The sequence below is a fragment of the Martelella mediterranea genome (assembly GCF_021021415.1).
GTDB classification, from domain to species: domain Bacteria; phylum Pseudomonadota; class Alphaproteobacteria; order Rhizobiales; family Rhizobiaceae; genus Martelella; species Martelella mediterranea_C.
Genome location: NZ_JAINWJ010000007.1, coordinates 94,382 through 120,146, shown reverse-complemented (window position 1 = coordinate 120,146; position 25,765 = coordinate 94,382). Strand labels below are relative to the sequence as shown.

The following is a 25,765-nucleotide window of genomic DNA, read 5'->3' as shown; positions in this document are numbered from 1 at the left end:
TGACCGCCTCAGCCTTGCGGTGGGCCTGGCGGATGGCGCGCTATGACGTCACGTTGCGTTCAAACCGCCGGTCGCGCGCCCTGAGCAGCCGGCGGGCTTTCTGGATCAGCCGCCGCTTGCGGGTCTCGCGCGAAGTCTCCGCCCAGGGTGTCAGGTTGCGATAGTCCCAGTAAAGTTCGGTGAAGGGGTGAGTGCATTTGGTATGCCACGGCTTTTTCACGTCGGTGAAATGCACGATCGAGGGCGAACGCGCCGCCTCATAGGCCTCCTCCTCGCTGTAGGAGGGCTCCAGCGGATTGGCGCGATAGATGCGTGTGCCGGCGTTCCACGACAGCGGCAGGATTTTCGTGTTGTTCTCGAACAGGATGTTGAGCAGGTCCTGGTCCTGCGAGACGATATAGGGGCCCTTTCTGCGAAAGGCCGAAAGCACGTCGGTCGCGATATCCATCTCCCGGAACCGGGCGATGTCGAACACCATCACGCCGGCATTGAAATAGCGGTGATCGGCCGAAAGCTGCAGCCGCCGCGCCTGATGGAAGCCGGCATCATCCGGCGCGCCGGCGACGGGATGGCCTTCGAGATGGATATCCCATAGACGCTCGATCGGGTCGACGACAATCGTGTCGGCGTCGATATAGATGGCCTTGTCCACGTCCTCCGGCAGGTAGCGGTGCATCACCAGCCGGTAATAGGTGGCGATCGAGACATAGTCGCGGTTGAGCGGCAGGAAGCGCAGGTCGCGGTCGTCGATATCGACGAATTCGAGCCGGCCGCTGGCCGCTGTGACTGTTTCGGTGAGCTTGCTCCGGTTCGCCTCGGAAATATTGCCGCCATTCAGGATAAAAAAACGCAGCCGACCGGGCGTTTCGGTCGTCTTTAGGGCGGAGAGCATCGTTACCGCGGCATGGGGGGCGTAGCGGTCATCGACGGAGAGCACCACATTGATGTCGCCTTCGTCGTCCGCCGCGCGGGCCACGATGGCATCGCGCTTGCGCCGCGCCGTTTCCAGCACCTCTTCGGGGGCGACCTGCGGGCGGGGCCGCATGCCCCAGGTGAGCGGCAGTTCCCGCACCCTGGCATCGTGAACGGCCTTGGCGTAATGCACATAAGCGTTCGTCAGATATTCCGACAGAAATCCCCATATCCTTTTCTGGTAGGGGTCATAGCCGCTGGTATCGATCCGCTGTTCCGCCGTTTCCAGCGTCTCGAACAGGAAATCGCAATACTCCTGGAACAGCGGTTTGCGCATCACGGTGATGCTGTTGAAGAACACCTTGCGGCCGGCCAGCACCTGCACCAGGAACGGGTAGATCGCCGGGAAACGGGCCATCACGATCTCCTCGACGATCTCCATGTCCCTGGCGTGATGCTGGTGGACATAGAATTCGCCGGCCGACATCAGCACCTCGGGCAGGCCCGGCAGATAGATGTCGCGCGTTTGCGGCGTCAGGATATCGGCGGCCTCGCAGGCCTTTTCGATGAGTTCGTCCTTCCAGCCGTAACGCTCGATCTCGCGCTCGGTGACCTCAGAAAAAGCAAGCCGCTTTGGCGGCTTTTCGGCAAATACCAGCAGGCGGCGGTAGTGCATCAGGCCGTAGACCTCGGCATCGACATTGTGCCGCATCCAGTAAAGCGCCGTCAGCTCATTCCAGCTTATATTCTTTTCCGAGATATTGACCCCGGTATCATCCCCAATCGCGTCGGGAAACGCATGTCGCCCCAGCGCCCGGCCGGCCTGGATCGGGTTGAGATAGCCGGTTTTGATCAGCGGCGCCGCTTTGAAATAGACGACGGAGATGAAGATGTTTTTCAAGGCAACGCATTCCTGATGTTCACCGATATTCCCTTACAGGATTTCACATGCGTCTGCCTATGGCCAGGGAGCGCAAAGGTGACGGCTCAGCGGGGCGGACCGCGTAAGTCCACATATAATCCACGCCGCGAGTCTGACATTGAAACATCATATAGCAATTTGCGAAGGCAACTTGTTCCACCTCGCCACCTCGTGTAATCGGAAGCATGGGAATTTTATGCGAGACCGGGGCCAGCCATGGACATTCAGAAACTCGACATTCCAGGGCTGCTGCTCATCACGCCCCGCCGGTTCGGCGATGAGCGTGGGTTCTTCTCCGAAAGCTGGAACCGCAAGGCGCTGGCTGGCCACGGCGTCGATATCGATTTCGTTCAGGACAATCACTCGCTGTCCAAGACGGTCGGCACGGTGCGGGGGCTGCATTTCCAGGCGCCGCCGCATGCGCAGGCGAAGCTGGTGCGGTGCGGACGGGGCCGGCTCTTTGATGTGGCGGTGGATGCGCGCAAGGGCTCGCCGACCTTCGGCCAGTGGTTCGGGGCGGAGCTTTCCTTTGACAATGGCAAGCAGTTGCTGATCCCCGAAGGCTTTCTGCATGGCTTCATGACGCTGGAGCCCGATACCGAGATCATCTACAAGTGCTCGGATTACTATGCGCCGGAATGCGACGGCAGCGTACGCTTCGACGACCCCGATATCGGCATTGACTGGCCGCTCAAGGATATCGACTTCACCGTTTCCGCAAAGGATCGCGATGCGCCGTCTTTTGCGGATTTCGACAATCCCTTCACATTTTGAGGTCCGCTCATGAAACTCCTGGTCACCGGCGGGGCAGGCTTTATCGGTTCGGCCGTGGTGCGGCTTGCGGTCGCGCGCGGCTTTCACGTCGTCAATCTTGATGCGCTGACCTATGCCGCCTGTCTCGACAATGTCTCAAGCGTGGCCGACAGCCCGCTTTATGCCTTCGAGCAGGCCGATATCCGCGATCGCGCGGCACTCGACCGCGTGTTCGCTGAACATCAGCCCGACGCGGTCATGCATCTGGCGGCCGAAAGCCATGTCGACCGCTCGATCGACGGGCCGGGCGATTTCATCGAGACCAATATCAATGGCACCTACAACATGCTGGAGGCGGCGCGCGCCTACTGGGTCGCCCGCGGTCGGCCCGAAAGCTTCCGTTTCCACCACATCTCGACCGATGAGGTGTTCGGATCGCTCGGGCCGGAGGGTATGTTTACCGAAGAAACACCCTATGATCCGCGTTCGCCCTATTCCTCTTCCAAGGCGGCGTCGGATCATCTGGTGCGCGCCTGGCACGAGACTTATGGCCTGCCGGTGCTGGTCACCAATTGCTCCAACAATTACGGTCCCTATCACTTCCCCGAAAAGCTGATCCCGGTGGTGATCCTCAATGCGCTCGCCGGCAAGGCGATCCCGGTCTATGGTAAGGGCGAGAACATTCGCGACTGGCTCTATGTCGAAGACCATGCCGACGCGCTTTTGACCGTCATCACCAAAGGCAAGGTTGGCCGCAGCTACAATGTCGGCGGTGAGAACGAGCGCACCAATCTGGAACTGGTACGCACCATCTGCGCCATTTTGGACGAGAAGCGGCCGCGGGAAAACGGCAGCTATGCCGATCTCATCACCTTCGTCACAGACCGGCCGGGCCATGATTTACGCTATGCGATCGATCCGGCGCGCATCGGCGCGGAACTCGGCTGGCGTCCCTCCGTCAGCGTCGAGGAGGGGCTTGCGAAGACGGTCCAGTGGTATCTCGACAATGAGGCATGGTGGCAGGCGCTGCAAAGCCGCAAGGGCGTCGGCCAGCGGCTCGGGGTGAAGGCATGATCCTGGTTTTCGGACAATCCGGCCAGGTTGCGACCGAGCTGAAGCGAATCCTGCCGGACGCGCTGTTCCTGTCGCGGCATGAGGCCGATCTGACCAATCCTGCAGCCTGCGCGGCGGCGATCGCGGAGCACAGGCCCGCCGCCGTCATCAACGCCGCCGCCTATACCGCCGTCGACAAGGCCGAAAGCGATGAGGAGACCGCGCTGAACGTCAACGCCACGGCGCCCGGCGCCATGGCGCGCGCGGCAGCCGAACTTGGCATCCCCTTCGTCCATATCTCGACCGATTACGTTTTCGCCGGCACGGGCGAGAAGCCGTTTTCGCCGGACGATCCGACGGCGCCGCTCGGCGCCTATGGCCGCACCAAGCTTGCCGGTGAACAGCTTGTGGCGCGGACCGGCGGCCCGTTCGCAATCCTGCGCACAAGCTGGGTGTTTTCCGCCCATGGCGGCAATTTCGTCAAGACCATGCTGCGGCTTGCCGAAAGCCGCGACAGCCTGACCATCGTTGCCGATCAGATCGGCGGGCCGACCTCGGCGCGCGCGATCGCGCTTGCCTGCAAGGTGATGGCCGAGCAGTTGATCAAGGACCCGGCCAAGTCCGGCATCTATCATTTCTCCGGTGCGCCGGATACGAGCTGGGCCGATTTCGCCCGCGCTATCTTCGAAATGGCGGGCAGGGCGGTCACGGTTACGGATATTGCGACATCGGATTATCCGACGCCTGCCGCGCGGCCGCTGAATTCGCGACTCGATTGTTCGACGCTGTCCGCCTTTGGGCTTGCGCGGCCGGACTGGCGGACGGATCTGGCGCACGTCTTGACTGAACTGGGGGCAATATCATGAAGCCACGCAAGGGCATTATTCTGGCCGGCGGGTCGGGTACCAGGCTTTATCCGCTGACGATGGCGATTTCGAAGCAACTGATGCCGATCTACGACAAGCCGATGATCTATTATCCGCTGTCGGTGCTGATGCTGACGGGTATCCGCGAGATCGCGATCATCACCACGCCGGACGATCAGGATCAATTCAAACGGCTTCTGGGCGATGGCAGCCAGTGGGGCCTGAGCCTCACCTTCATCACCCAGCCCTCCCCGGACGGGCTGGCTCAGGCCTATATCCTGGCGGAAGATTTTCTGGATGGCGCGCCATCGGCGATGACGCTCGGCGACAACATCTTCTTCGGTCATGGACTGCCAGAACTGCTGGCCGCCGCCGATGCCAAGACATCCGGCGGTACGGTGTTCGGCTATCACGTGGCCGATCCCGAGCGCTACGGCGTGGTCGCGTTTGACAGGGAAGGCAAGGCGAGCCAGATCATCGAAAAACCGGAGGTGCCGCCATCGCATTATGCCGTGACGGGGCTTTACTTCCTTGATGGCGAGGCCCCGGAGCGCGCCCGGGCCGTCAAGCCCTCACCCCGCGGCGAACTGGAAATCGTCACGCTGCTGGAAAGCTATCTTCACGAAGGCAAGCTCGCGGTGGAGCGGATGGGGCGCGGCTATGCCTGGCTTGACACCGGCACGCATTCAAGCCTGCTCGATGCCGGCAATTTCGTGCGTACGCTGTCGGTGCGTCAGGGCATGCAATCCGGATGTCCCGAAGAGATCGCGTACCGCAATGGCTGGATCGATGCGGAAATGCTGCGCCAGCACGCCGAGACCTTCCGCAAGACCGATTATGGGAAATATCTGTTCGAGTTGCTGAGAGCGGAGCATCAGCTCGGCTGATCCGCGCTCATATCGAGCGAAAAAAGAACCCGGGCCTGGGCCCGGGTCACTGACGTTATCGGCAATGGCCGTGATAGAAGGAGCCTTCCTCAGGCCGCCTTGCGCGGATGGCGACCTTCTTCGACTTCCTCGACGATCTTGTCGACGAAGGCCGGCAGGTCCTTGGGGTTGCGGGAGGTGATGATGCCGTTATCGGTCACAACTTCGCGGTCGACCCAATTGGCGCCGGCATTCTTCATGTCGGTGCGGATCGACGGGTAGGAAGTCGCCTCACGGCCCTTCAGCACATCGGCTTCGACCAGCATCCAAGGTCCGTGGCAGATCGCCGCGACGATCCGGCCGGAGCTGACGAATTCCTTGACGATGGCGACGGCCTTGTCATTGGTGCGCAGCACATCTGGGTTGATCTGCCCGCCGGGCAGCACGATGGCATCATAGTCTTCGACTTTGACGTCATCGACCGTCAGATCGGCATCGACGCTGTCGCCCCAGTCCTTCTCGTCCCAGCTCTTGATCGGGCCCTTTTCGAGGGACGCGATGGTCACGGCCGCGCCCTTCTGCTTCAGACTATCGAGCGGCACGCGCAGCTCAGAGCGCTCATAGCCATTGGTGGCCAGAATAAGAATCTTGGATTGGGTGATACCAGGCATGGTGTCCTCCTGATTTGTCGTTGTGGCAGGGCCTTTCGCAGGCCGCCTTCTGATCACAAAACGCTGCAGGGTCGAGGACGTTCCCAAATTCGCGAAGCAATCCTTTCGACTGTTGCCAATTGCTTCTACTCAAGACGAAAACTCGTGTCCAAATTCGGATTTCGAACCACGGACGACCGGATTTTCAAGCCGAGGCTCTGCCAATTGAGCTATCCGGGCCGTGGTTCTGCCGCCGTTATTGGCATGTGCGCTAGAAAAACGCCTGCAGGCCTGTCTGGGCGCGGCCCAGGATCAGGGCATGCACATCATGCGTGCCTTCATAGGTATTGACGGTTTCGAGGTTGACCATGTGGCGGAAGACCTGGAATTCCTCGGAAATGCCGTTGCCGCCATGCATGTCGCGGGCGTTGCGGGCGATCTCCAGCGCCTTGCCGCAATTGTTGCGCTTGATCAGCGAGATCATCTCCGGCGCGGCATCGCCCTCCTCCAGCATCCGCCCGACCCTGAGCGCCGCCTGAAGGCCGAGCGTGATCTCGGTCTGCATGTCCGCCAGCTTCTTCTGGAAGAGCTGGGTCTGGGCGAGCGGCCGGCCGAACTGCTTGCGGTCAAGCCCATATCGCCGCGCGGCGTGCCAGCAGAACTCGGCCGCCCCCATCGCGCCCCACGCAATGCCATAGCGGGCGCGATTGAGGCAGCCGAAGGGACCCTTGAGGCCCTCGACATTGGGCAGCAGCGCATCCTCGCCGACCTCGACGCCATCCATGACGATTTCGCCGGTGACGGAGGCGCGCAGGCTGAGCTTGCCGCCGATCTTGGGCGCGCTGAGGCCCTTCATGCCCTTTTCCAGCACGAAGCCGCGGATCTTGCCGCCATGGGCCTCAGACTTCGCCCAGACGACGAAGACATCGGCGATCGGGGCGTTGGAGATCCACATCTTCGCGCCGTTCAGCACATAGCCGCCATCGGTCTTGCGCGCCGTGGTCTTCATGCCGCCCGGATCCGACCCGGCATCGGGCTCGGTCAGCCCGAAACAGCCGATCCATTCGCCGGAGGCAAGTTTGGGCAGATATCTGTTGCGCTGCTCCTCCGAGCCGTAAGCGTGGATCGGATACATGACCAGCGAGGATTGAACGCTCATCATCGAGCGATAGCCGGAGTCGACCCGCTCGATTTCACGGGCGATCAGGCCATAGGCCACGTAACCGGCACCCGCGCCGCCATATTGCTCCGGCAGGGTCACGCCGAGCAGGCCCATTTCCCCCATTTCGGCAAAAATCGACGGGTCGACCGTTTCATTCGCGTAAGCCGAGATCACCCGGCTCTGAAGCCTGTCCTGTGCGAAGGCATTGGCCCCGTCGCGCAGCATGCGCTCCTCATCCGTCAACTGGTTTTCCAGCAGAAACGGATCGTCCCAGACAAATCGGCCGAGTTCCGGCCCGTGCGCATCACCCATGTTACACCTTCTTTTTTTCCTGCGCGCTCTCGCGCAAATGATCGTCCCAGTACATCGGCCCGCCAAGATCGCGGGGGAAACCGTAGCCGTGCGTCCACACCACGTCGATATCGGAACTGCGCGCCGCAATGCCCTCATCGAGGATGCGTCGCCCCTCCGCGATCATCGGACCATGCGTGCGGTCTATGATCTCGGCATCGGTGATCGTCCGCCGCGCGATGCCGCTCTTTTCTGCAATCCCGGCGATAATGGCATCCACCTCTGGATCGGGCAGGGGCTTGCGGCTGTCGTCGTAAAGATACCAGCCCTTGCCCGTCTTCTGGCCAAAGCGGCCCAATTCACAGAGCCGGTCGGGCAGCGCGTCGGCCTTGCCCAGCGCCTTGCGGTTTCGCCAGCCGATATCGAGCCCGGCGAGGTCCTGCATCTGGCAGGGGCCCATCGGCCAGCCGAAGGCCCGGAAGGCGGCATCGATCTGTTCAGGCGACGCGCCCTCTAGCAGCAGTAGCGATAGCGCGGCATTGCGGGCCTGCAGCATGCGGTTGCCGACAAAGCCGTGGCAGACGCCGACCACCACTGGCTGCTTGCCGAGCCGCCTGGCAACCTTGAGCGCCGTCACCACAACCTCGGGCGCTGTCTCGGCGCCGCGCACGATTTCCAGCAATGTCATCACATTGGCCGGCGAGAAGAAATGTAGACCAAGCACATCGGCGGGGCGCGTGGTCGCGCGCGCGATCTCGTTCACGTCCAGATAGGATGTATTGGTCGCAAGGATCGCGCCCTGCCGCGCCACGGCATCAAGCTCGGCAAAAATGGTCTTCTTGACCGCCATATCCTCGAACGCCGCTTCGATGATCAGATCGGCGGATGCCAGATCGGCGATCGCGACCGTGCCTGCAATCCGCGCCTTGCGCCTGCCAGCCTCCTCCGCGCTCAGCGACCCGCGCTTGACGGAGCGCTCATACGTGTCCGCGATACGTTCCATGCCGCGCGCGAGCGCCGCTTCATCGGTCTCGCGCACGATTACGTCGAAACCGCTATTGGCGAACACCATGGCAATACCGCTGCCCATCGTGCCCGCGCCGATCACGGCGACGGACTGCACCGCGCGGGGCTCAGCTTCGGCGACATCGCCGGAAGGTTTCGCCGCCGCCCGCTCGGCGAAAAACAGGTGGCGCAGCGCGCCGAACCGGTCGCTTTGGGTCGCGGTTTCGAACAGACGCCGTTCCTCGGCCATCGCATCCTCGAAGGAGAGCGTCAGCGCATTGCGCACCGATTGCGCCGCCAACTCGGGCGCGGATGAACGCGCCTTGCGGCAGAGCTCGGCCGTCAGCTTGTCCAGCGCCTGCGAGTCGCATGCCGGCATCGCCTCGCGGCGGCGGCTCACAGGTGGCGGAATATCGTCGGCATCAATCCTGTCGGAGAGGAACCGGATCGCATTGGCGACCAGATCGTTGTCGAAGACAGCATCCACAAGACCGATGCCCTGTGCCGCTTCCGCGCCCATCATATTGCCGCTACCGGCGAGTTTCAGCGTCGCCTCCGCGCCGATCAGATAGGTTGTGCGCACCGTGCCGCCTGCGCCCGGCAACAGGCCGAGCTTTACCTCCGGCAAGCCGAGACGCGCATCGCGGTTAGCCACGCGGAAGGTGCAGCCGAGCGCCAGTTCCAGCCCGCCGCCAAGCGCGGTGCCGTGCAGCGCGGCAACGCTCGGCTTGCCAAGCGCTTCGAGCTTGTCGATCACCGTGTGCAGCGTCGGCGGCCGGACCTCGCCCAGTTCCTCGATATCGGCCCCGGCAACGAAGGTGCGCCCGGCGCAGGCCAGCACCACGCCCTTGACCGCCTCATCGCCCGCCGCCTCGTCCAGCCGCGCCTCTATCAGCTTCCGCAGCGCCTGCGACAACGCGTTCACCGGCGGGCGGTCAATGGTGATGACCGCGATCCTGCCGAATTTCTCGATATCCACCTTCATCTCACGCAGCCTCCCCTGCAAGTTCAATTGTGTTCAATGATGCCGTCAGGCCAGCGCGACGCTGCGATCACCAGCGAGCAGCCGGTTCATGCAGCTTCGGCTGTCGCCGGCGCTGATCCGCAGGGTGGTCAGACGCCCGAAGATGCGGCCGGTCAGGCTCTCCTCGGTCATGCCGATGCCGCCATGAAGCTGAACGGCGCTCTCACCGATCAGCTTTGCCGCCGCGTTCATTTTCAGCTTCACGGCATCCAGCGCCGCCGCCCGCTCACCGTCAGATGCGCCAAACATCCGACCGCCGAAATCCAGCATGGCGCGCGCGGTTTCCAGCTCGACATACATGTCGACCGCGGCATGCTGCAGCGCCTGAAAGCCGGATAGCGACTGGCCGAACTGTCGCCGGTCGCGCAGATAGTCCACCGTCAGCTCCAGCAGCTTTTCCATGCCGCCCAGCATTTCCGCGCAGGTGATCAACTGGCTGCGCGCTTCCGCCTCGGCAATCAATCGCACGGCCTCTTCGCCCTCGGCCATAAGCGCCGTTTTCGCCACGGTCACGCCATCCAGCGCAATGTCGGCATCGGCCGCCGGGCCGGCGGGCATATAAGGGGTGCTTGTCAACGGCGTGGCCGGGAGATCGAGCAGGAACAGCGCTGGGCGGTCGTCAAGCATCGCGCTCACGATCACGATGTCGGCGTTCGCCCCTGCCGGCACGACCATCTTGACGCCGCTGAGGGCAAATGCGTCGGATACGCGCCGCGCAACAACCGGCTTCAGGTCGTGGAGCGCCAGGGTGGCGATGCGCGCGCCGCTGACAAGATCGCCCAGCAATGCCAAGACCTCCGGACGATCCGTCCATTGCGCAAGCAGCGGCATGGCAAGGGCTTCCGACGCAAAGAATGGCGTGGCGAGACCGGCCTGCCCGAAGGCGCGGGCAAACACCATCAGTGCCTGCGGACCCAGCTCCGCCCCGCCGGCGCTTTCCGGGAGCGTGAGGCCGAGCATGCCGAGTTCGGCCAGTTGCGGCCACAGGTCTGCCGGATCGGCGATTTCCGAGAGGATGCCGGCCACGCTGTCCCACAGCATCCGTTCTTCGTCGGTCAAAGCTTCCATGTGCGCCTCACAGATTCAGAATTGTCTTGGCGATGATGTTCTTCTGAATCTCGTTCGACCCGCCATAGATCGAAACCTTCCGGAAATTCAGATAATTGTTGAGTGCGGCAGCGGCCGCCAGGTCCTCCTCCGCCGAAAGATACGGATCGGCCACATCACCCGGCGCGCGCAACGCCGCCACGCCCTCGAGTTCCATCAGAAGTTCGGAGGCGCGCTGCTGAAGCTGTGAACCGCGCAGTTTGAGGATGGATGATGCCGGGTCCGGCCGGCCCTGGCTCTCTCCGGCGCGCGCCAATATCTGCATCTGGGCAACTTCCAGCGCCTTCAGTTCGATTTCAAGCTTGATGACCTCCGAGCGGAACAGAGGATCGTCCCAGACGCCGTTGTCTTGCGCCCGGCGACGAATACGCGCCACGCGTTCCTTGGAAAGGCCAATCCGGGCGATGCCGGAGCGTTCATTGGCCAGCAGGAATTTGGCATAGTCCCAGCCGCGGTTTTCCTCGCCGACCAGGTTTTCGGCCGGCACCCGCGCGTCGGTAAAGAACACCTCGTTGACCTCGTGTCGGCCGTCCATGGTGATGATCGGCCGCATTTCCACGCCGGGCGTATCGAGTTCGATGAGCAGGAACGAGATGCCCCGCTGCTTCTTGGCCTCGAAATCCGTCCTGACAAGGCAGAAGATCCAGTTGGCGTACTGGCCGTAGCTCGTCCAGGCCTTCTGGCCGTTGACGATATAGTCGTCTCCATCGCGCACCGCCCTTGTCGTCAGCGAGGCAAGGTCCGAGCCGGCGTTGGGTTCCGAAAAGCCCTGGCACCACCAGTCATCGAGATTGGCGGCGCGCGGCAGGAATTTCTCCTTCTGCGCCTGATTGCCGAAGGCGGCGATCACCGGCCCGACCATGAAACAGTTGAACTGCAGGGGCAGCGGCACGGCGTTGAACTGCAGTTCCTCGATGTAGAGATAGCGCTGGACCGGCGTCCAGTCCCTGCCGCCCCATTCCAGCGGCCAGTTCGGCACCGCCAGGCCGTGAGCGTTCAGGATGCGCTGCGAGGTCACGAAATTCTGCTTGGCCAGCGGCTGACCCGCGCTGACCTTGGCGCGGATTTCAGCGGGGATATTCTCCTGAAAGAAGGTGCGCATTTCCTCGCGAAATTGCTGATCTTCCTTCGAAAGATAACCGCCCGAGGGTTCGGTCTTTCCCATGTCGCGCCCATCCCTGTAAAGCCATGACATATTTAACTACCGTCTGGCCGGTAATAAATTATGCCGAGCAACATGTCAATCCGTTGGGATGGGCATGGGCCTATCGGGGCAGGGCGCCGGCCAGCAATATCTGGGCGTAGGATTCGGCGATTTCAGCGGCGGTGAGCCGCCCGTCGGGGCGATACCACCGTGCCATCCAGTTCAGCATGCCGAGCACGCCTCTGGCGAAGGTCGGCACATCGGAAACCGTGATCGCGCCCGCGTCCACGCCGGCCTTCACCACGTCCTCCAGTAGCCGGGCATAGGCCTTGCGCATGGCGCGCTCGTCCGGGGTCAGGTTGGCGCGCTCACCGCCGCCGCCGCGACCGAAGAAACTCGCCCGATACCGTTCGCCATGCTCGGAGAAATACCGCGCATGCGCGGTCATGAAGGCGGTCAGCTTGTCGGGGTAGCCATCATGGGCGGCGATGGCGGCAACCGCGCCCGCATGCAGGTCCCGAAGCGTGTCCAGCACGATTGCCTCGAAAAGCGCCTGCTTAGTCGGAAAATAGTGATAAAGACCGGCCTTGGTGACGCCCACCGCGGTTGCTACATCCTGAAGCGATGTGTTGTCGAAGCCCTTTTCGGCAAACAGCGCCGCCGCGGCGTCGCAAATCACGCGATAGGGGTCTTCCATGCTGGAAGGGCGGCCCGGCCCGGGCCTTGGCTTTTTGTTCTTCATGCCCAACGGTAGCCACTCCGGCCTGTTCGCACAAGCTGGCCCTTGGGCCGTGGAAGGCTTTTCCCGCGCCCAGATCTGCCGCCGCGCACACGAAAGCGGTGCCGACGCCCGGCGAAGAACCTCTCCGGCCTCAGCGCCAGTTAGGCTCACCCGACCGGCCCCCGGACGTCGCGCTCGTGCCGATGACCGAGGCTTCTTCCAGAGCGTCGATCTCCTCATCCGTCAGACCAAGCTCGCCCAGCACTTCGCGCGAATGCTCGCCGAGGCGCGGGGCCGGCGTGGTCGGGGCGATCGCGGCGCCGTTGGCCTTGAAGCCCGCCGTCGGGACATGGACGGTGGTGCCGGGCACTGCCTCTATCGGCGTGGTGAGCTGGCGGGCGGCGGCGTGTTCCTCGGCCAGCATTTCGGAGAGATTGCGCACCCTGCCGGCGGGGACGCCGACGGCGTTGAGGTCTTCCTCCCATTCGCTGGCCGAGCGGGTCTTGAGGGCGACTTCAAGGGTCAGTCGCAGCCCGTTCAGTTCGTCCCTGGCAGCCGTCGGGTCGCGTCGCGTCTTCTCGGCAAGCTCGGCAAGGCCCAGCGTTTCGAGCAGCGGCACGATCTGGCGGATATTGTTTGCCGCCACCATCAGCAAGCCGTCGGCGGTCTGGAAGCAGCCCGATGTCGGGCTTCGGCTCCAGGCTTCATTGCCCGCCGGCTCGGGTTTCCAGCCGGAGCTGAGATGACTGGTGAGCAGCGAGGCCATCAGCATCATCGAGGTGTCGAGCATGGCGACGTCGAGATGTACGCCTTCGCCGGTCGCCCGCCTTTGATGGAGCGCGGCCGAGATGGCATAGGCCGCGTTGAGCCCGGTGGCGAAGTCGACATAGGGCGCGCCCACCTTTGTCGGGCCGCTTTCCCGGGTTCCGGTGGTGCCCATGATGCCGCACATGCCCTGGATCACATGGTCATAGGCGCCCCGCCGGCTGTAGGGGCCGTCCTGGCCGAAGGCCGAGATCGAGCAATAGATCAGGTCGGGCTTGACTGCCTTCATATCTTCATAGCCGAGCCCGTTGCGCGCCATTGTGCCCGGCCGCATGTTCTCGATGAACACATCGGCGTTTGCGGTCAGGCGCTTGAGAATGTCGCGCCCCTCCGGCGTCTTGATATCGAGCGCCAGCGAGCGCTTGGCGGCATTCTGGGACATGTAGGACAGGCCCATGCCGGCTTCGTTCAGTTCGGGCAGCTGGCCGCCCTTGCGGGTCCAGTCGCCGATGCCCGGCACTTCGATCTTGATGACGTCGGCCCCCAGCAAGGCCAATTGATAGCCGGCATAGGGACCGGCAAGAACGTGGCTGGTGTCGATGACGCGGAGGCCTTTGAGGGGCTCGAACACGGATAATACTCCCGAAAATTCCGGGACGCGACCATCGCGCCCCGGGCATGATGGTCAGTTGGGCGCCGAAACGGCCTCCTTGAGCTTGAGCTCGGCCGTGTGGGCCGCTTTGACCTCTTCCATAAGCTCGGCCGACCCCTTCTCGACGGGCGGGAAGTCGAGATTGGCCATGACCTGGCGGACGCTTTCGGTGCGGCCGGCCTCCAGCAGGGCGTTCTCAAGGGTTGCGACGACATCTTCAGGCATGCCGGCCGGGCCGACGAGAACCAGTTTCGAGCCGTAGCTCGACATGTAGCCATATTCGTTCATCGTCTTGATGTCGGGGCTCGCCACCAGGCGTTCTTCACCGGTCGAGGCGATCGTCTTGATCTTGTCGGGGTATTTCTGATGCGCGCCGCCGCTATAGGCGATATCGAAATCGCCGCCGAGCAGACCGCTGATCATGCCGGCGCCGCCCTTGACCGGGACGAAATTCAGCTCCAGCCCTTCCTGCCTGGCAACCAGCTCAAGCTGCACCTTCGAGGCCGGCGTGATCGTCGCGACCTTGGCGCCGGGGTTTTCCTTGGCGAAGGCGACGAATTCGTCGAACGTGTCGTAGGGACGATCCATGGGCGCGGCGAAGGCCGGCTGGTAGGCCGCGATCGAGCCGATCATGGTGAAGTCGTCGACTTCGTAGTCGGCGGCCGGGTTCCAGATCTGGTTGGTGGCAACGGCGGTCGATGGCGCCAGCATCAGGGTGTAGCCGTCCGGCTTCGCCATTTTCAGTTTGAGCGCTGCGACGCTGCTGGCAGCGCCAGGCAGATTGACCACGATGATCTGCTGGCCGAGGGTCTCCTTCATCTCCTCGAACAGGACCCGGCCGATCGTGTCGGTGCCGCCGCCGGCCCCGTAGCCGATCAGCGCGGTGATCGCTTTCGTCGGATAGTCTGCCGCAAGCGCTGCCCCTGCGGCGAGGCTCGCCGTGGCGAAGGCCGCGGCGGCGGCGAGTTTCTTCAGTATGGTCATGAGTTCCTCCCAGTTTCATTGAATGCGACGGACCCTTCGGATAGGGCGAGAACCGCGCGGGTGCGGCGCCGGATTTCGGCCAGCGCCAGGATCGCGATAAGCGCGATGGTCAGGCCGATGAACACGGCCGCAATCGGATGCTGCGCAAGGTTGGTCACGTCCCGGTCGAGCAGCGGGATCGTCTGGCGCAAAGTCAGTTCCAGCGACGGCCCGATGACGAAGCCGATCAGGAAGGTGACGAAGGAAAAGTCGAGTTTCTTCGCAAGAACGCCGAACACCGCGAAGATCACCATCACCCCGATGCCAAACAGACCGCCGCCCTGCATGAACGAGCCGATCATGCAGAAGAACAGGACGGCGGGCGCAATTACCCGCATCGGTGAGCGGATCACCCAGGCGAAAAACGTCTGACCGATCAGGCCGATCGCCAGGAGCGCGAAGCTTGCCACGATCATCGCCGCGTAAAGGCTCTGGACGATTTCCGCGTCCTCGACGAACATCAGCGGTCCGGGCGTAATGCCGTGAATGACAAAGGCGGATATCAGGATCGCAGCGATCACCGAGCCGGGGATGCCGAGCGCGAAAAGCGGCACGAAGCTGGAAGGCACCACCGCATTGTCCGCGCTTTCGGAAGCGGCGACGCCTTCGATCGCACCCTTGCCGAAGCGTTCCGGGGTCTTCGACATGCGCGCGGTCGCGCCGTAGGACATGAACGAGGCGACGCTTGCGCCAAGGCCGGGCAGGATGCCGACGAAAACACCGATCCCGGTGCCGCGCAGGATCACGGGCAGGCAGCGACGCCATTCCCGACCGGTCACCCGGCTATCGTCCGGATCGCTCGAGACGCGGATTTCGGCGACCTGGCGATCGAGCTCCCGGTGGTTGGCCATTTGCAGGACCATTTCCGAGACCGCCATCATGCCGATGGCGACGGGGATGAGCGACAGTCCGTCGAACAGTTCCAATCGGCCGAAGGTGAAACGGGGCACGGCGGTTTCGATCTCCATGCCAACGGTTGCCACCAGCAGGCCGAGCGTGCCCGAAATCAGGCCCTTGACCAGCGAATTGCCCGCCAGCGCGCCGATGAAGGTCAGCGAGAACAGCAGGATGGCAAACTGTTCGACCGGCCCGATCTCCAGCGCGAACTGGGCCAGCGGCGCGGCCAGAGCGATCAGGCAAAGGGTCGAGATCAGGTCGCCGATCACCGAGGCGTAAAGCCCCATCTTCAGCGCCTTGCCAGCCTTGCCCTGCTGGGCCAGCGGATAACCGTCGAAGGCCGTGGCGGCCGAGGACGGCTCGCCGGGCGTGTTCATGAGAATGGCCGAAATCGCGCTGCCGGCGGTCGAGCCCTTGGCGATACCGATCAGAAGGCCGATGGCGGAAACGGGTTCGAGATAGAAGGTCACCGGGATCAGGATAGCCGTGGCTGTGCCCTTGCCGAGCCCGGGGATGGCGCCGACCGCGTACCCCACAGCCACGCCGAAGCAGACATAAAGCAGCGTCCAGAAATTGGCGATCGACGCGAAACCGGCCGCAAGCGGAGCGAAGAATGTATCGATCATTGGAAGCTCGTCCCCAGCACGATGTAAAAAAGCAGCCAGGCCCCGCCCATGAGGCCGGCCGGCAGCAGGGTGAGCATGGCGATCCGCCGCTCGCCCAGTGCCAGCATCGGCAGGATGATGATCATCAGCCCCGGCAGCAGCGGCCCGGTGTAGATGAACAGCAGCGTGGCGACGGAGAAGAGAGCGACGACGCCGAGCGTGGCGACGATCTCGTTCCGGCTGAAGACCGGTCCGCTGTCAGCGCGTTCCAGCCGCAGCGACAGAAGCGACTGTACGATCAGCACCAGGCTCAGCACGACAAGAATGGCCGCACACAGACGCGGCATCATGCGCGGCGATATGATCGCCGTCGGCGCCTCGGCGATCTGCCAGGGTATCAGCACAAGCCATAATAGAATACCGAATGCCATCAGCACGAAGCCGGAAACCAGCTCTGCCTTTTTCATGTTTTCCCTCCCAACCGGTTATTCCGGCGTTATTTTGCCGCTACCTTTACGGGAGTTCGGGAGGTTTGAATAACTCAAAGATTGACCACCGGGTATAAGACTTTTATTATACCGGCGCATGAAGCTCAGAAATCTGAACACCTTTATCGAGATCGCCCAGGCGGGATCGCTGTCGAAAGCGGCGGGCAGTCTCGGCGTTGCGCAGCCGGCGCTCAGCCAGCTTGTCGCCAATCTCGAACATGCGATGGGGGCGACGCTGTTTCACCGCCGCACGACCGGGATGGAGCTCACGCCGGCGGGCGAGATGTTCCTGAACTACGCCAAGAAAATCTCCGCCGATTTCGAGCAGGCCAGGCTGGACGTCAAGCATGCCAGCCAGGTGCCGGCAGGCGAGGTATCGGTGGTGATCGCGGCTGCCATCGCCAACCTTCTGGCGCCGGAACTGATGATGCGCGCGGAGGCGCTGTTTCCCGATGTGAAGATCACGGTGCGCCGCGCGATGAGCTATCCGGCCGCCCAACTGATCCGGGAAGGGCAGGTCGATGTCGGCATCGTGCCGGGGGCGAAATCCATGCCGAACGTCAAGGCCGAACTCGCCTATATTGACGAGATGATCTTTGCCGGCGGCATCGGCACGCCGCTCGACCAGCCGGGGCCGATCTCGTTTGCCGAGGCCTGCCGCGCGCCTCTGGTGCTGCCGTCACAGGGGCATCTCACCCACAGGACCATCGATCAGGTCGCCTTCGATCGCGGCCTGCACCTGAACCTGCGCACCCGGCAGGACAGCTCCTCGCTGCTGCGCAAGCTGCTCGCCTGCGGCTACGCCTACACGATCATGCCGCGGGCGGGCATGCTGGAGGGCGTGCGCGAGGGCAAGCTCTTCATACGGCAGATCCCCGACCTCCCGCTCACCCGGCAGATGTTCGTCATCACCAGCAAGGACCGTCCCAACTCCGCCGCGGTGCGCGCCGTGCGCACGCTGCTGTGGCAGCAGCTCGAACGGCTGAGCGCGGAGGGCATAGTGCCAAGCCTCGTGCCGCGCGAACCCTCGCCGAGCGACTATCCGATCCCGGCCTCAACGCCGATGGATTCCCCTCAACGGATGAGGAGTACCTGAAAAAATCCGCTTGATCGCGGCGTTTGCTCTATAGGTCTTTCACCAGCCTGAGGGCGTCGTAGATCGCGGCGTGGATGTTACGGGCTGACACCGCGTCGCCGATCCGGAAGATCTGGTAGGCGCCGTCCGGGTTGCCTTTTACGGACTGCGGATTGCCGGCCACCAGCGCCTCGTAATCCACCGCGCCGAGATTGGATGATCCGGGCTTCAGTTCGAAATAGATATCATCGAGCGGTCGGGTGCCGTGGTTGACGATCACCTGATCGACCGAACGGGTGCGGGTCACGCCGCCGTAATCGCTGTCGATCGTCGCCAGAAGCCGGTTGCCGTCGCGTTCCACGCGCTGCAATTTCCATGTCACGGTGAAGGTGACGTCGCGCTTTTGCAGGGCGCGCATGAAGGGCGTGAGCGACATCGCCATCACCTCCGGTGCAAAGGACCGGTCGCGGGTCATGATTTCCACCTTCGCGCCGGTTTCGGCGATCTTCTCGGCCGCCTGAAGCCCCGGATAGTCGCCGGCATCGTCATAGATCAGCACGTTCTGGCCGGGTTTGACGTCGCCGGTCAGGATGTCCCAGGCGGAGACGACGAGGTCGTCGCCCGCGCCCGTCACATCGGTATGCGGCAGGCCGCCGGTGGCGATGATGACGATATCGGGTTTTTCCGCAAGCACCGCTTCGCCAACGACGAAACTGTTGAAATGAAAGGTGACGCCAAGCCGGCGACATTCGGCAAGCCGCCAGTCGATGATCGAGATCATCTCGCGGCGGCGCTCGCTCTGGGCGGCAAGGCGAACCTGGCCGCCGGGATCGTTCGCCGCCTCGTGCACGATCACGTCGTGCCCGCGTTCCGCGGCAACGCGCGCGGCCTCCATGCCCGCCGGCCCCGCCCCGACAATCACGATGCGGCGTTTCTTGTCAGCCGGCGGAATGGCGTGCGGCATGGTTTCCTCGCGGCCCGTCGCCGCGTTGTGAACGCAAAAGGCGAGCCCGCCCTGATAGATCCTGTCGAGACAGTAGTTCGCGCCGACGCAGGGGCGGATGCGCTCTTCTTCACCGGCGATGATTTTGGCGACGATGTGAGGGTCGGTCATATGGGCGCGGGTCATGCCGACCATGTCGAGCTTGCCGCTGGCAATGGCGTGGCGGGCAGTCGCGACATCCTGGATCTTGGCGGCATGGAAGGTCGGGAAATCGGTCGCCGCGCGGATTTCGCCGGCGAAATCGAGATGCGGGGCGCTGGCCATGCCCTGCACGGGGATAACGTCGGTCAGCCCGGCATCGGTATCGATATGGCCGCGCACGACATTCAGGAAATCGACAAGCCCGCTGTCCTTCAGACGGCGCGAGATTTCGAGGCCTTCCGTGCGGTCGAACCCGCCCTCCAGCCGTTCATCGCCGGTATAACGCACGCCAACGATGAAATCCGGGCCGACGCGCCTGCGGATTTCGTTCAGCACCTCGAAGGTGAACCGCAGCCGGTTGTCGAGCGAGCCGCCATAGGGCGCATCCAGCTCGTTGGTCAGCGGCGACCAGAACTGGTCCATCAGGTGGCCATAGGCCTGGATTTCGATGCCGTCGAGACCGGCGGCCTGCATGCGCTCGGCGGCATCGGCATAGTCTTTGATCAGGCGGGCGATATCCCAGTCCTCGGCCTTTTTCGGAAAGGCGCGGTGGGCGGCCTCGCGTTCGTGGCCGGCGGAGACCACCGGCAGCCAGTCGGCCTTGTCCCAGCGGGTGCGGCGGCCGAGATGGGTGAGCTGGATCATCACCGCGCAGCCGTGCAAGTGACACTCGTCGGCAAGCTGCCGCATCCAGCCGACCACCTCATCCTTCCAGGCGAGGATATTGTTGAACACCGGCGGGCTGTCGCGCGCCACCGATGCCGAACCGGCGGTCATGGTCAGCGCCACGCCGGCGCGGGCGCGCTCGACGTGATAGGCGCGATACCGCCCCTTCGGCATGCCGTCTTCCGGATAGGCCGGCTCGTGCGAGGAGATCATGATGCGGTTTTTCAGGGTGAGGTGCTTGAGCTGGTAGGGCTGCAGCAGCGGATCATTATGCATGACGGTCTCCTCTGGTTGGAGGAAGTTCGCCATAAATGTACATAACTGTCAAGTTATTCGACGTATACGTCTATTCTTCTTGTTCCGGCGGCGTCTTGCGGCTAGTCTGCGGCGCATGGATGCTGAAACGGAAAACACTGCAGGCTGGCGCGGCTCGCGCGCATTGTGGCTCGATGCGGCCCGGCAGGTCTTTGTCGAAACAGGGGTCGATGCGGTCAAGATCCAGCCGCTGGCCGAACGACTCGCGCTTTCACGCACCAGCTTCTACTGGTTCTTCAAGGATCGTGCGGCGCTGCTGGACGCGATTCTGGAACATTGGGAGGAGACCAATACCGGCGCGCTGATCGACGCCTGCGATGCCTATGCCGAAACCCTGAGCGAGGCCATCCTTAACCTGATCAGCGTGTTCATCGCGGAAACGGATTTCGATCCGCGTCTCGATTTTTCGGTCCGCGGCTGGGCGGCGCAATCCAATGATGTCATGGCCCGCGTCGCCAGCGCGGATGAGAGGCGGATCGCGGCCATCAAGGCGCTGTTCGTCCGCTTCGGCTTCACGCCGGAGGAGGCCGATGTGCGGGCGCACGCGGTCTATCTGGTGCAGATCGGCTATATCTCGCTGCAGGTCGCGGAGGATACCGCGACACGCGTTAGCCGCGCTTCGGAATATGTCAGGATCTATACCGGCCAGACGCCGAGCGAGCGCGAACTCGCCCGCTTCCGCGCCCGTCATGATTGCCGACGCCGATAACGCGCTCGTGTTTGTCATCTTGCTGGCGATAACCGTGCCGATCACCGAAGTCTTGGTGCCGAGCTCGCCAATCGTCTGATGCTGGCCCCCTGCGACTGAGTCTCTCATCTCCCAATCTGCTTTTCCCAAGCGCTTCCAGGAAAAACGGAAACTGCTTTCGGTCCGTAAGTTCTTCAATAGGCCGTAGGTCTCGTACGCGCCTTCATGGCGCCGGTCCGGTATGCGCTAGTATTTTCGTGGGCATAGAGCGAGTAATAACAGAAACTGTATACATGTTTAAATTACATTTAATTACTTATAATATAAAAGTAAATAAATAATTAATATTGTTGAAATCGAATAAATATAAATATAAAATAGATCATATCGAAGATACAAGTAGTATAACGAAAATTTAGGCTATGCGGATTGCGGCTGCCGTTGTCGGCATGTTGCCGGAGGTATTTTGATGGCCATAGCGCAGCACAGGGAAGGTTCCGTTCTCGCATTGAGACAACAGCCTCAAACGCTGCACCGACGACCCTTCCGCATGGTCGTCGGTGCAGCGGTAACGGGCTGCCTTTTTTTCCAAAGCGGCGCGTTTCCCGTAAAGTCAGGCGTGGCTCATGCGCAGAGCTGTGAGTTGAACACCGTGTCCAACGACGGCAGCGCCATCATCCCAGCCGGGCACAATCGGCAGCAATGCGAGGTCGCTTCCGCTTCGGAGCCCCTTTCACAGAATGATAATTCTCCAGTGATCACGGATGCCCGCGCGTCGGTTGAGACCACCAGCGGCAGTGTCTATACAGTCGCGTCCGGCCAAGGCGCACCCAAAAATGACCCGATCTACAGGGGAGCCGGGTTAGGGAAAGTGATCAGCAGCCGGGCGAGCTGGACCAACGAAAAGAGCACGCGCACCTATGACTGGAAATCGAACAGCGTCTTCGTCGGCGGCGATTTCGCGGCGTTTTCTGACATGCGCTTTGGCGCGCTTGCCGGCTACGGTCATTCGAGCTACCGGGTCGACGAGGGAAATGCCAGGGGAATATCCGACGACTTTACGGTCGGCGTCTATGGCGGCGGCGTTTTCAGCGGCTTCGAGGTTGATTTCGGCGCGGCCTATACCTGGCGCGACGCCGTAAGCCGGCGCGACATCGAATTCCTGCAACTGTCCGAGCGGATCAGGGGCCGCTTTGATGGTGGGACCTTCCAGCTTTTCGGCGGCATCAGCTATGCGTTCGAGATCACCGACACTTTCCAGTTCGGGCCATTCCTGGATGTTGTCTATGTCCATCAGAAAGCGGATGCGTTCACGGAAACGGGCCGGTTTGCGGTGCTCTCCTCTTTGAGGCAGACGATGGATGCCGGGTTCACCACGATAGGCCTCAGCGGGGCTCACGAATTCGCGCTCGGCAGCTATGAGAGCCAGATCACGTCGTCGGTCGGATGGCGCCATGGTTATGGCGATCTCGATTCGGATACGATGGTGGCGTTTTCGGGAGGCGATCCCTTCGGCGTGACCGGCACGCCGCACGCGGTTGACCATGCGGTGTTCTCGGTCGGCTGGCAAACCGCGTTGCAGGATAGGGTCAGCGTTGGCATCACCTATACTGGCGAGTTTGGCGACAGCGCCCGGAGCCAGAACCTGACGGCGTTGCTAAGTGTCAAGTTCTGAGAACCGGTAAGGGAAACCGCCTTTTGCGGCCTATCCGGAACCGCATTTCGGTCGTTTGAAGCAAGCAACGGCCAGAGTTCACACCGCCAGGAAGCCGCCGTCGATCGGCAGCACCGCGCCGGTGACCATCGCGCAGTCATCCGAAAGCAGCATCGCGATGCTGGCGGCGACATGGTCGGCCTCGGCAAACCGGCCGAGCGGGTGGCGCACCATCATCGGTTCGCTCTTCGCCGGATCGCTCCAGGCCTCGACTGCGAGCTCGGTGAGCGTGATAGTCGGGGCGACGGCGTTGACGCGGATATTGTGGGGGCCGAGTTCCTTGGCCATCACCCGCGTCGCCCCTTCGAGGCCGGCCTTGGAGGCGGCGTAGCAGAGATGTTCGGTAAAGCCGCGATGGCCGGCGATCGAGGTAATGTTGACGATCGCGCCGCCGCCGCCGGCAGCCCTCCGGGCCCGCGCGAATTCCTGGCAGGTGATCAGGGCGGAGCGCAGATTGATGCCCATCACGGCCTCGTAGCCGTCGTCGCTCATGTCGAACGTGCTCTCCAGCACGTTGATGCCGGCGCTGTTGATCAGATAATCCGCCGTGCCGGCTTCGGCCATGGCGGCGCGGGCGGCCTTCGGGTCCTGAAGGTCGACCTGAACGATGCGGCAGCCGATCTCCGCCTTCAGGCTTTCGAGATCGCTCATGGTGCGGCTGAGCGCGACCACCTCGGCGCCGCGCGCGGCCATGAGCTCGGCGCAGGCGCGCCCGATCCCCTTGCCCGCGCCGGTGATGATGACGGTTTTTCCGGAAAATTGCATGATGGCCTCCATTGCCGCATTTCGCGGCCAGTGGCGAAAATGCGTTCCTAAACCAAAATATGGAGCGGGACCCGCTCCGGTGTGATTGCGCCTATTCGAGAAGCGCCATTGTCGACTGGCGAATCTCGCGCGCGGTGCGCTGCAGGGCCAGAAACGCCTGATAGCGATTGTCATGCAGGCGGCGATAGAGTTCGTCCGCGGGATGGCATCGCGTCGCGACCCGGGACATGGCCGGCATCGCTGCTTGCAGGTCCGGATAGCTGCCGGCCGCGACCGCCCCCAGCATGGCCGATCCGAGCAGAACCGGCTCGGGGCAGGCGGTGATCTCGACCGGATAGCCGGTGGCATCGGCCAGCATCTGCCGGCTCAAAGCGTGCGCCCCGCCGCCGCCGCTGACGGAAATCGCGTCGATCGTCGCGCCATTCTCCGCCTGCGTTTCAATGATCTGCCTCAGACCGTAGCCAAGGCCGCAAATGCCGGCGACATAAAGCGCCACCAGATTGTCCGCACCGCTCTCCATGCCTTGCCCCATGATAACCGCGCGCGCATGTGGATCGGCGAAGGGCGCGCGGTTGCCGAGAAATTCCGGCACCACATGCAGGTCGTCGGCAAGGCGAACGGCATCGCTCGGCGCGGCGACAATGGCCAGCGCCCGGTCGGCCAGCCAGGCGGGCAGGCTTTTGCCGTCCTGTTTCGCTTTCGTTTCGGCCTCTGCGAAATGGGGATGGAGGCGAACGAGCTGATCGATCGCAGCACCCGCGGCAGATTGCCCGCCCTCGTTCAGCCACATGCCGGGCACCATGGCGGAATAATACGGTCCCCAGACGCCGGGAACGAAAGCCGGATCGCGCGTCGTCGTCATGGTGCAGGAGGAGGTGCCGAAGACATAGGCCATGGCGCGCGTCGGATCGCCGGCCCCGCCGCTGGCGCCCACCGTGCCAATGCCGCCGGCATGGGCATCGATCAGACCCGCGGCGACGGCCGTGCCGGCGCGAAGGCCCATGGCCTCGGCGGCTTCCGCCGTCAGGCCGTGGCCAAGGGCCGTACCGGGATCGACAACCGTCCGGCCGATACGGGTAAAGCCTTCGTCCGCGAGTTCTTCAAGGCCGATCGCTCGGAAATAACCCGCATCCCACCGGCCCTCGTTGGCAAGATAGGTCCATTTGCAAGTGACGGTGCAGGCGGAGCGTTCCGTTGTCCCGCTCGCCTTCCATGTCAGGAAATCGGTCAGGTCGAAGAAATGCTCCGCCGCACCAAAAGTCTCCGGGCGGTTTTCCTTCAGCCAGAGAAGCTTCGGAGTTTCCATTTCCGGAGATATCCGGCCGCCGACGTAGCGCAGGACATCGTGTTGTCCGCGATTGATCCGCCCGGCCTGTTCAAGCGCGCGATGGTCCATCCAGACGATGATGTCCCGGTCGGGATGATCGCCGACCGGCAGCGGACCGTCCGGTCCGCGCACCACCAGCGAACAGGTGGCGTCGAAGCCGACGCCCTTGATCTGGCCGGCATCGACGCCCGAGGTGCCGACCGCTTCGGCGACCGACTGGCAGACGGCCTGCCAGATCTGTTCGCTGGATTGCTCGACGATGCCGCCATCCGCGCGGTGGATGTCGATGGGGCGCTTGGCCGTGGCCAGCAGATTGCCCGCAGCGTCGAACACGCCGGCTCTCGCCGAGCCCGTTCCGACATCAATGCCCACGAAATAGCTGGTCACGCGTCTCACCCTGTCCGATCAAACCCTGTCGAACGCCGTCGGCAGCACGATCATGTCACGGATCGTGACCGTGCGCTTGCGGGTCAGCATGTATTCGACCGCGTCGGCGACTTCTTCCGGGTCGATCAGCGCGCCCGCTTCCTTGGCCTTGCGCAGGTTTTCCTCGGGCCAGTCGGCCAGAAGCGCGGACACCACGGGGCCGGGCGAAACCTGCGCCACGCGCACGCCATGCGGGATCATCTGGCGGCGCATGGTCTGCACGAAGCAGGTGATGGCCCATTTCGAGGATGTATAGACCGGTTCCCAATAGGCGGGAAAATGCCCGGCGATCGAGCAGGTGACGATGATGTCGCCGGTCTTGCGTTCGCTCATATGCGGTACGACGGCATGGACATTCTTCATGACGGCATTGACGTTGAGGTTCAACATGCGGTCGATCGTGGCCGGATCGGTATCGACCAGATCTCCGCCGATATAGGTGCCGGCATTGCAGTAGAGAATATCGATGTGATCGACCTTCTCCAGGATTTCCGGCACCATCGCATTGCAGCTGTCGAAATCCAGGAGGTCGGTGACCTGGGCGATCGCCTTGGGGCCAAGGCGCGCCACGAGTTCATCAAGCGCCTTCCCGTTGCGGTCGACCATGACCACGGTCGCGCCTGCGGCCAGAAGCTTTTCGGTTGTGGCAAGCCCGATTCCCGAGGCCGCACCGGTAATGACGGCGATCTTGCCATCCAGCGAAACAGACATTCTTTTCTCCTAGAATCTGCGTTTTGTT

The 25,765-nt window shown here is 62.9% G+C and carries 22 protein-coding genes; 7 read left to right on the top strand and 15 right to left on the bottom strand.

The annotated features are described in order from the left end of the window. Nucleotides 1–40: 40 nt before the first annotated feature. On the bottom strand, nt 41–1,813 hold the full coding sequence (locus K7H91_RS05065; protein ID WP_230719123.1) for a DUF4422 domain-containing protein: 1,773 nt from the start codon (nt 1,811–1,813) through the stop codon (nt 41–43). Between the two features lie 237 nt (nt 1,814–2,050). Between K7H91_RS05065 and rfbC the strand changes: the two genes are divergently transcribed. The 4 genes from rfbC to rfbA are packed head-to-tail and all read left to right on the top strand — an operon-like array spanning nt 2,051 to nt 5,393. Continuing rightward, entirely contained in the window at nt 2,051–2,608 is a 558-nt protein-coding gene (gene rfbC / locus K7H91_RS05060) for a dTDP-4-dehydrorhamnose 3,5-epimerase (RefSeq protein WP_230719122.1), read from the top strand. A 9-nt stretch (nt 2,609–2,617) separates the two neighbouring features. Further along, the gene (rfbB, locus tag K7H91_RS05055; RefSeq protein WP_230719121.1) at nt 2,618–3,661 is read left to right on the top strand and encodes a dTDP-glucose 4,6-dehydratase; all 1,044 of its coding nucleotides are present in this window, start codon (nt 2,618–2,620) and stop codon (nt 3,659–3,661) included. Beyond that, entirely contained in the window at nt 3,658–4,506 is an 849-nt protein-coding gene (gene rfbD / locus K7H91_RS05050) for a dTDP-4-dehydrorhamnose reductase (protein WP_230719120.1), read from the top strand. The genes rfbB and rfbD overlap by 4 nt, the downstream gene beginning before the upstream one ends. Further along, nucleotides 4,503–5,393 carry a glucose-1-phosphate thymidylyltransferase RfbA gene (gene rfbA, locus K7H91_RS05045; RefSeq protein ID WP_230719119.1) on the top strand — a complete coding sequence of 297 codons (891 nt, stop codon included), beginning with the start codon at nt 4,503–4,505 and terminating at the stop codon, nt 5,391–5,393. Before rfbD ends, rfbA begins: the two co-directional genes overlap by 4 nt. 89 nt (nt 5,394–5,482) lie before the next feature. Here rfbA and K7H91_RS05040 read toward each other — a convergent pair whose 3' ends face one another. The 10 genes from K7H91_RS05040 to K7H91_RS04995 all read right to left on the bottom strand — a co-directional run bounded on the left by K7H91_RS05040 (nt 5,483) and on the right by K7H91_RS04995 (nt 16,885). Beyond that, complete coding sequence (locus K7H91_RS05040; RefSeq protein WP_230719118.1) at nt 5,483–6,043, bottom strand: type 1 glutamine amidotransferase domain-containing protein; 561 nt, start codon at nt 6,041–6,043, stop codon at nt 5,483–5,485. A 250-nt stretch (nt 6,044–6,293) separates the two neighbouring features. Beyond that, nucleotides 6,294–7,496, bottom strand: coding sequence for an acyl-CoA dehydrogenase (locus K7H91_RS05035; protein ID WP_230719117.1), 1,203 nt, complete (start codon nt 7,494–7,496; stop codon nt 6,294–6,296). Nucleotide 7,497: 1 nt separating this feature from the next. After that, entirely contained in the window at nt 7,498–9,465 is a 1,968-nt protein-coding gene (locus K7H91_RS05030; protein ID WP_230719116.1) for a 3-hydroxyacyl-CoA dehydrogenase NAD-binding domain-containing protein, read from the bottom strand. Nucleotides 9,466–9,510: 45 nt separating this feature from the next. Beyond that, entirely contained in the window at nt 9,511–10,572 is a 1,062-nt protein-coding gene (locus K7H91_RS05025) for an acyl-CoA dehydrogenase family protein (protein WP_230719115.1), read from the bottom strand. 7 nt (nt 10,573–10,579) lie between these two features. Continuing rightward, nucleotides 10,580–11,776: an acyl-CoA dehydrogenase family protein gene (locus tag K7H91_RS05020; RefSeq protein ID WP_230719114.1), complete on the bottom strand. Its 1,197-nt coding sequence runs from the start codon at nt 11,774–11,776 to the stop codon at nt 10,580–10,582. Between the two features lie 100 nt (nt 11,777–11,876). Continuing rightward, nucleotides 11,877–12,497 carry a TetR/AcrR family transcriptional regulator gene (locus tag K7H91_RS05015; protein WP_230719113.1) on the bottom strand — a complete coding sequence of 207 codons (621 nt, stop codon included), beginning with the start codon at nt 12,495–12,497 and terminating at the stop codon, nt 11,877–11,879. A gap of 130 nt (nt 12,498–12,627) precedes the next feature. Further along, nucleotides 12,628–13,872 carry a CaiB/BaiF CoA transferase family protein gene (locus K7H91_RS05010; protein ID WP_230719112.1) on the bottom strand — a complete coding sequence of 415 codons (1,245 nt, stop codon included), beginning with the start codon at nt 13,870–13,872 and terminating at the stop codon, nt 12,628–12,630. Nucleotides 13,873–13,926: 54 nt separating this feature from the next. Continuing rightward, nucleotides 13,927–14,877, bottom strand: a complete 951-nt coding sequence (locus K7H91_RS05005; RefSeq protein WP_230719111.1) for a tripartite tricarboxylate transporter substrate binding protein — start codon at nt 14,875–14,877, stop codon at nt 13,927–13,929. Next, a complete protein-coding gene (locus K7H91_RS05000) occupies nt 14,874–16,439 on the bottom strand; it encodes a tripartite tricarboxylate transporter permease (RefSeq protein WP_230719110.1) in 1,566 nt (521 codons plus the stop codon). The genes K7H91_RS05005 and K7H91_RS05000 overlap by 4 nt, the downstream gene beginning before the upstream one ends. Then, on the bottom strand, nt 16,436–16,885 hold the full coding sequence (locus K7H91_RS04995; protein WP_230719109.1) for a tripartite tricarboxylate transporter TctB family protein: 450 nt from the start codon (nt 16,883–16,885) through the stop codon (nt 16,436–16,438). The genes K7H91_RS05000 and K7H91_RS04995 overlap by 4 nt, the downstream gene beginning before the upstream one ends. A 118-nt stretch (nt 16,886–17,003) precedes the next feature. Between K7H91_RS04995 and K7H91_RS04990 the strand changes: the two genes are divergently transcribed. Then, entirely contained in the window at nt 17,004–18,002 is a 999-nt protein-coding gene (locus K7H91_RS04990) for a LysR family transcriptional regulator (protein ID WP_230719108.1), read from the top strand. A 28-nt stretch (nt 18,003–18,030) separates the two neighbouring features. Here K7H91_RS04990 and K7H91_RS04985 read toward each other — a convergent pair whose 3' ends face one another. After that, nucleotides 18,031–20,067, bottom strand: a complete 2,037-nt coding sequence (locus K7H91_RS04985; protein WP_230719107.1) for an NADH:flavin oxidoreductase — start codon at nt 20,065–20,067, stop codon at nt 18,031–18,033. Nucleotides 20,068–20,182: 115 nt separating this feature from the next. Here K7H91_RS04985 and K7H91_RS04980 point away from each other — a divergent pair, with 115 nt between their 5' ends. Together K7H91_RS04980 and K7H91_RS04975 are read left to right on the top strand one after the other, a co-directional pair. After that, nucleotides 20,183–20,815: a TetR/AcrR family transcriptional regulator gene (locus tag K7H91_RS04980; RefSeq protein WP_230719106.1), complete on the top strand. Its 633-nt coding sequence runs from the start codon at nt 20,183–20,185 to the stop codon at nt 20,813–20,815. Between the two features lie 448 nt (nt 20,816–21,263). Further along, nucleotides 21,264–22,469 (top strand): autotransporter outer membrane beta-barrel domain-containing protein, encoded by a 1,206-nt coding sequence (locus K7H91_RS04975; RefSeq protein WP_230719105.1) that lies wholly within the window; start codon nt 21,264–21,266, stop codon nt 22,467–22,469. A 78-nt stretch (nt 22,470–22,547) separates the two neighbouring features. Here K7H91_RS04975 and K7H91_RS04970 read toward each other — a convergent pair whose 3' ends face one another. The 3 genes from K7H91_RS04970 to K7H91_RS04960 all read right to left on the bottom strand — a co-directional run bounded on the left by K7H91_RS04970 (nt 22,548) and on the right by K7H91_RS04960 (nt 25,737). Next, nucleotides 22,548–23,273 (bottom strand): SDR family oxidoreductase, encoded by a 726-nt coding sequence (locus K7H91_RS04970; RefSeq protein WP_230719104.1) that lies wholly within the window; start codon nt 23,271–23,273, stop codon nt 22,548–22,550. 91 nt (nt 23,274–23,364) lie between these two features. Further along, nucleotides 23,365–24,987 carry an FGGY-family carbohydrate kinase gene (locus K7H91_RS04965; RefSeq protein ID WP_230719103.1) on the bottom strand — a complete coding sequence of 541 codons (1,623 nt, stop codon included), beginning with the start codon at nt 24,985–24,987 and terminating at the stop codon, nt 23,365–23,367. 18 nt (nt 24,988–25,005) lie between these two features. Then, on the bottom strand, nt 25,006–25,737 hold the full coding sequence (locus K7H91_RS04960; RefSeq protein WP_230719102.1) for an SDR family oxidoreductase: 732 nt from the start codon (nt 25,735–25,737) through the stop codon (nt 25,006–25,008). Nucleotides 25,738–25,765: the final 28 nt, after the last annotated feature.

What these genes read in the sequence shown, in the direction of transcription:
- rfbB (WP_230719121.1), top strand. Translation starts at nt 2,618, where the DNA reads ATGAAACTCCTGGTCACCGGCGGGGCAGGCTTTATCGGTTCGGCCGTG.
- K7H91_RS05000 (WP_230719110.1), bottom strand. Translation starts at nt 16,439, where the DNA reads ATGATCGATACATTCTTCGCTCCGCTTGCGGCCGGTTTCGCGTCGATC.
- K7H91_RS04990 (WP_230719108.1), top strand. Translation starts at nt 17,004, where the DNA reads ATGAAGCTCAGAAATCTGAACACCTTTATCGAGATCGCCCAGGCGGGA.
- K7H91_RS04980 (WP_230719106.1), top strand. Translation starts at nt 20,183, where the DNA reads ATGGATGCTGAAACGGAAAACACTGCAGGCTGGCGCGGCTCGCGCGCA.
- K7H91_RS05035 (WP_230719117.1), bottom strand. Translation starts at nt 7,496, where the DNA reads ATGGGTGATGCGCACGGGCCGGAACTCGGCCGATTTGTCTGGGACGAT.
- K7H91_RS04960 (WP_230719102.1), bottom strand. Translation starts at nt 25,737, where the DNA reads ATGTCTGTTTCGCTGGATGGCAAGATCGCCGTCATTACCGGTGCGGCC.
- K7H91_RS05030 (WP_230719116.1), bottom strand. Translation starts at nt 9,465, where the DNA reads ATGAAGGTGGATATCGAGAAATTCGGCAGGATCGCGGTCATCACCATT.
- K7H91_RS04970 (WP_230719104.1), bottom strand. Translation starts at nt 23,273, where the DNA reads ATGCAATTTTCCGGAAAAACCGTCATCATCACCGGCGCGGGCAAGGGG.
- K7H91_RS05020 (WP_230719114.1), bottom strand. Translation starts at nt 11,776, where the DNA reads ATGGGAAAGACCGAACCCTCGGGCGGTTATCTTTCGAAGGAAGATCAG.
- K7H91_RS05040 (WP_230719118.1), bottom strand. Translation starts at nt 6,043, where the DNA reads ATGCCTGGTATCACCCAATCCAAGATTCTTATTCTGGCCACCAATGGC.
- K7H91_RS04975 (WP_230719105.1), top strand. Translation starts at nt 21,264, where the DNA reads ATGGCCATAGCGCAGCACAGGGAAGGTTCCGTTCTCGCATTGAGACAA.
- rfbD (WP_230719120.1), top strand. Translation starts at nt 3,658, where the DNA reads ATGATCCTGGTTTTCGGACAATCCGGCCAGGTTGCGACCGAGCTGAAG.
- rfbA (WP_230719119.1), top strand. Translation starts at nt 4,503, where the DNA reads ATGAAGCCACGCAAGGGCATTATTCTGGCCGGCGGGTCGGGTACCAGG.
- K7H91_RS05005 (WP_230719111.1), bottom strand. Translation starts at nt 14,877, where the DNA reads ATGACCATACTGAAGAAACTCGCCGCCGCCGCGGCCTTCGCCACGGCG.
- K7H91_RS04985 (WP_230719107.1), bottom strand. Translation starts at nt 20,067, where the DNA reads ATGCATAATGATCCGCTGCTGCAGCCCTACCAGCTCAAGCACCTCACC.
- K7H91_RS05015 (WP_230719113.1), bottom strand. Translation starts at nt 12,497, where the DNA reads ATGAAGAACAAAAAGCCAAGGCCCGGGCCGGGCCGCCCTTCCAGCATG.
- rfbC (WP_230719122.1), top strand. Translation starts at nt 2,051, where the DNA reads ATGGACATTCAGAAACTCGACATTCCAGGGCTGCTGCTCATCACGCCC.
- K7H91_RS04995 (WP_230719109.1), bottom strand. Translation starts at nt 16,885, where the DNA reads ATGAAAAAGGCAGAGCTGGTTTCCGGCTTCGTGCTGATGGCATTCGGT.
- K7H91_RS05025 (WP_230719115.1), bottom strand. Translation starts at nt 10,572, where the DNA reads ATGGAAGCTTTGACCGACGAAGAACGGATGCTGTGGGACAGCGTGGCC.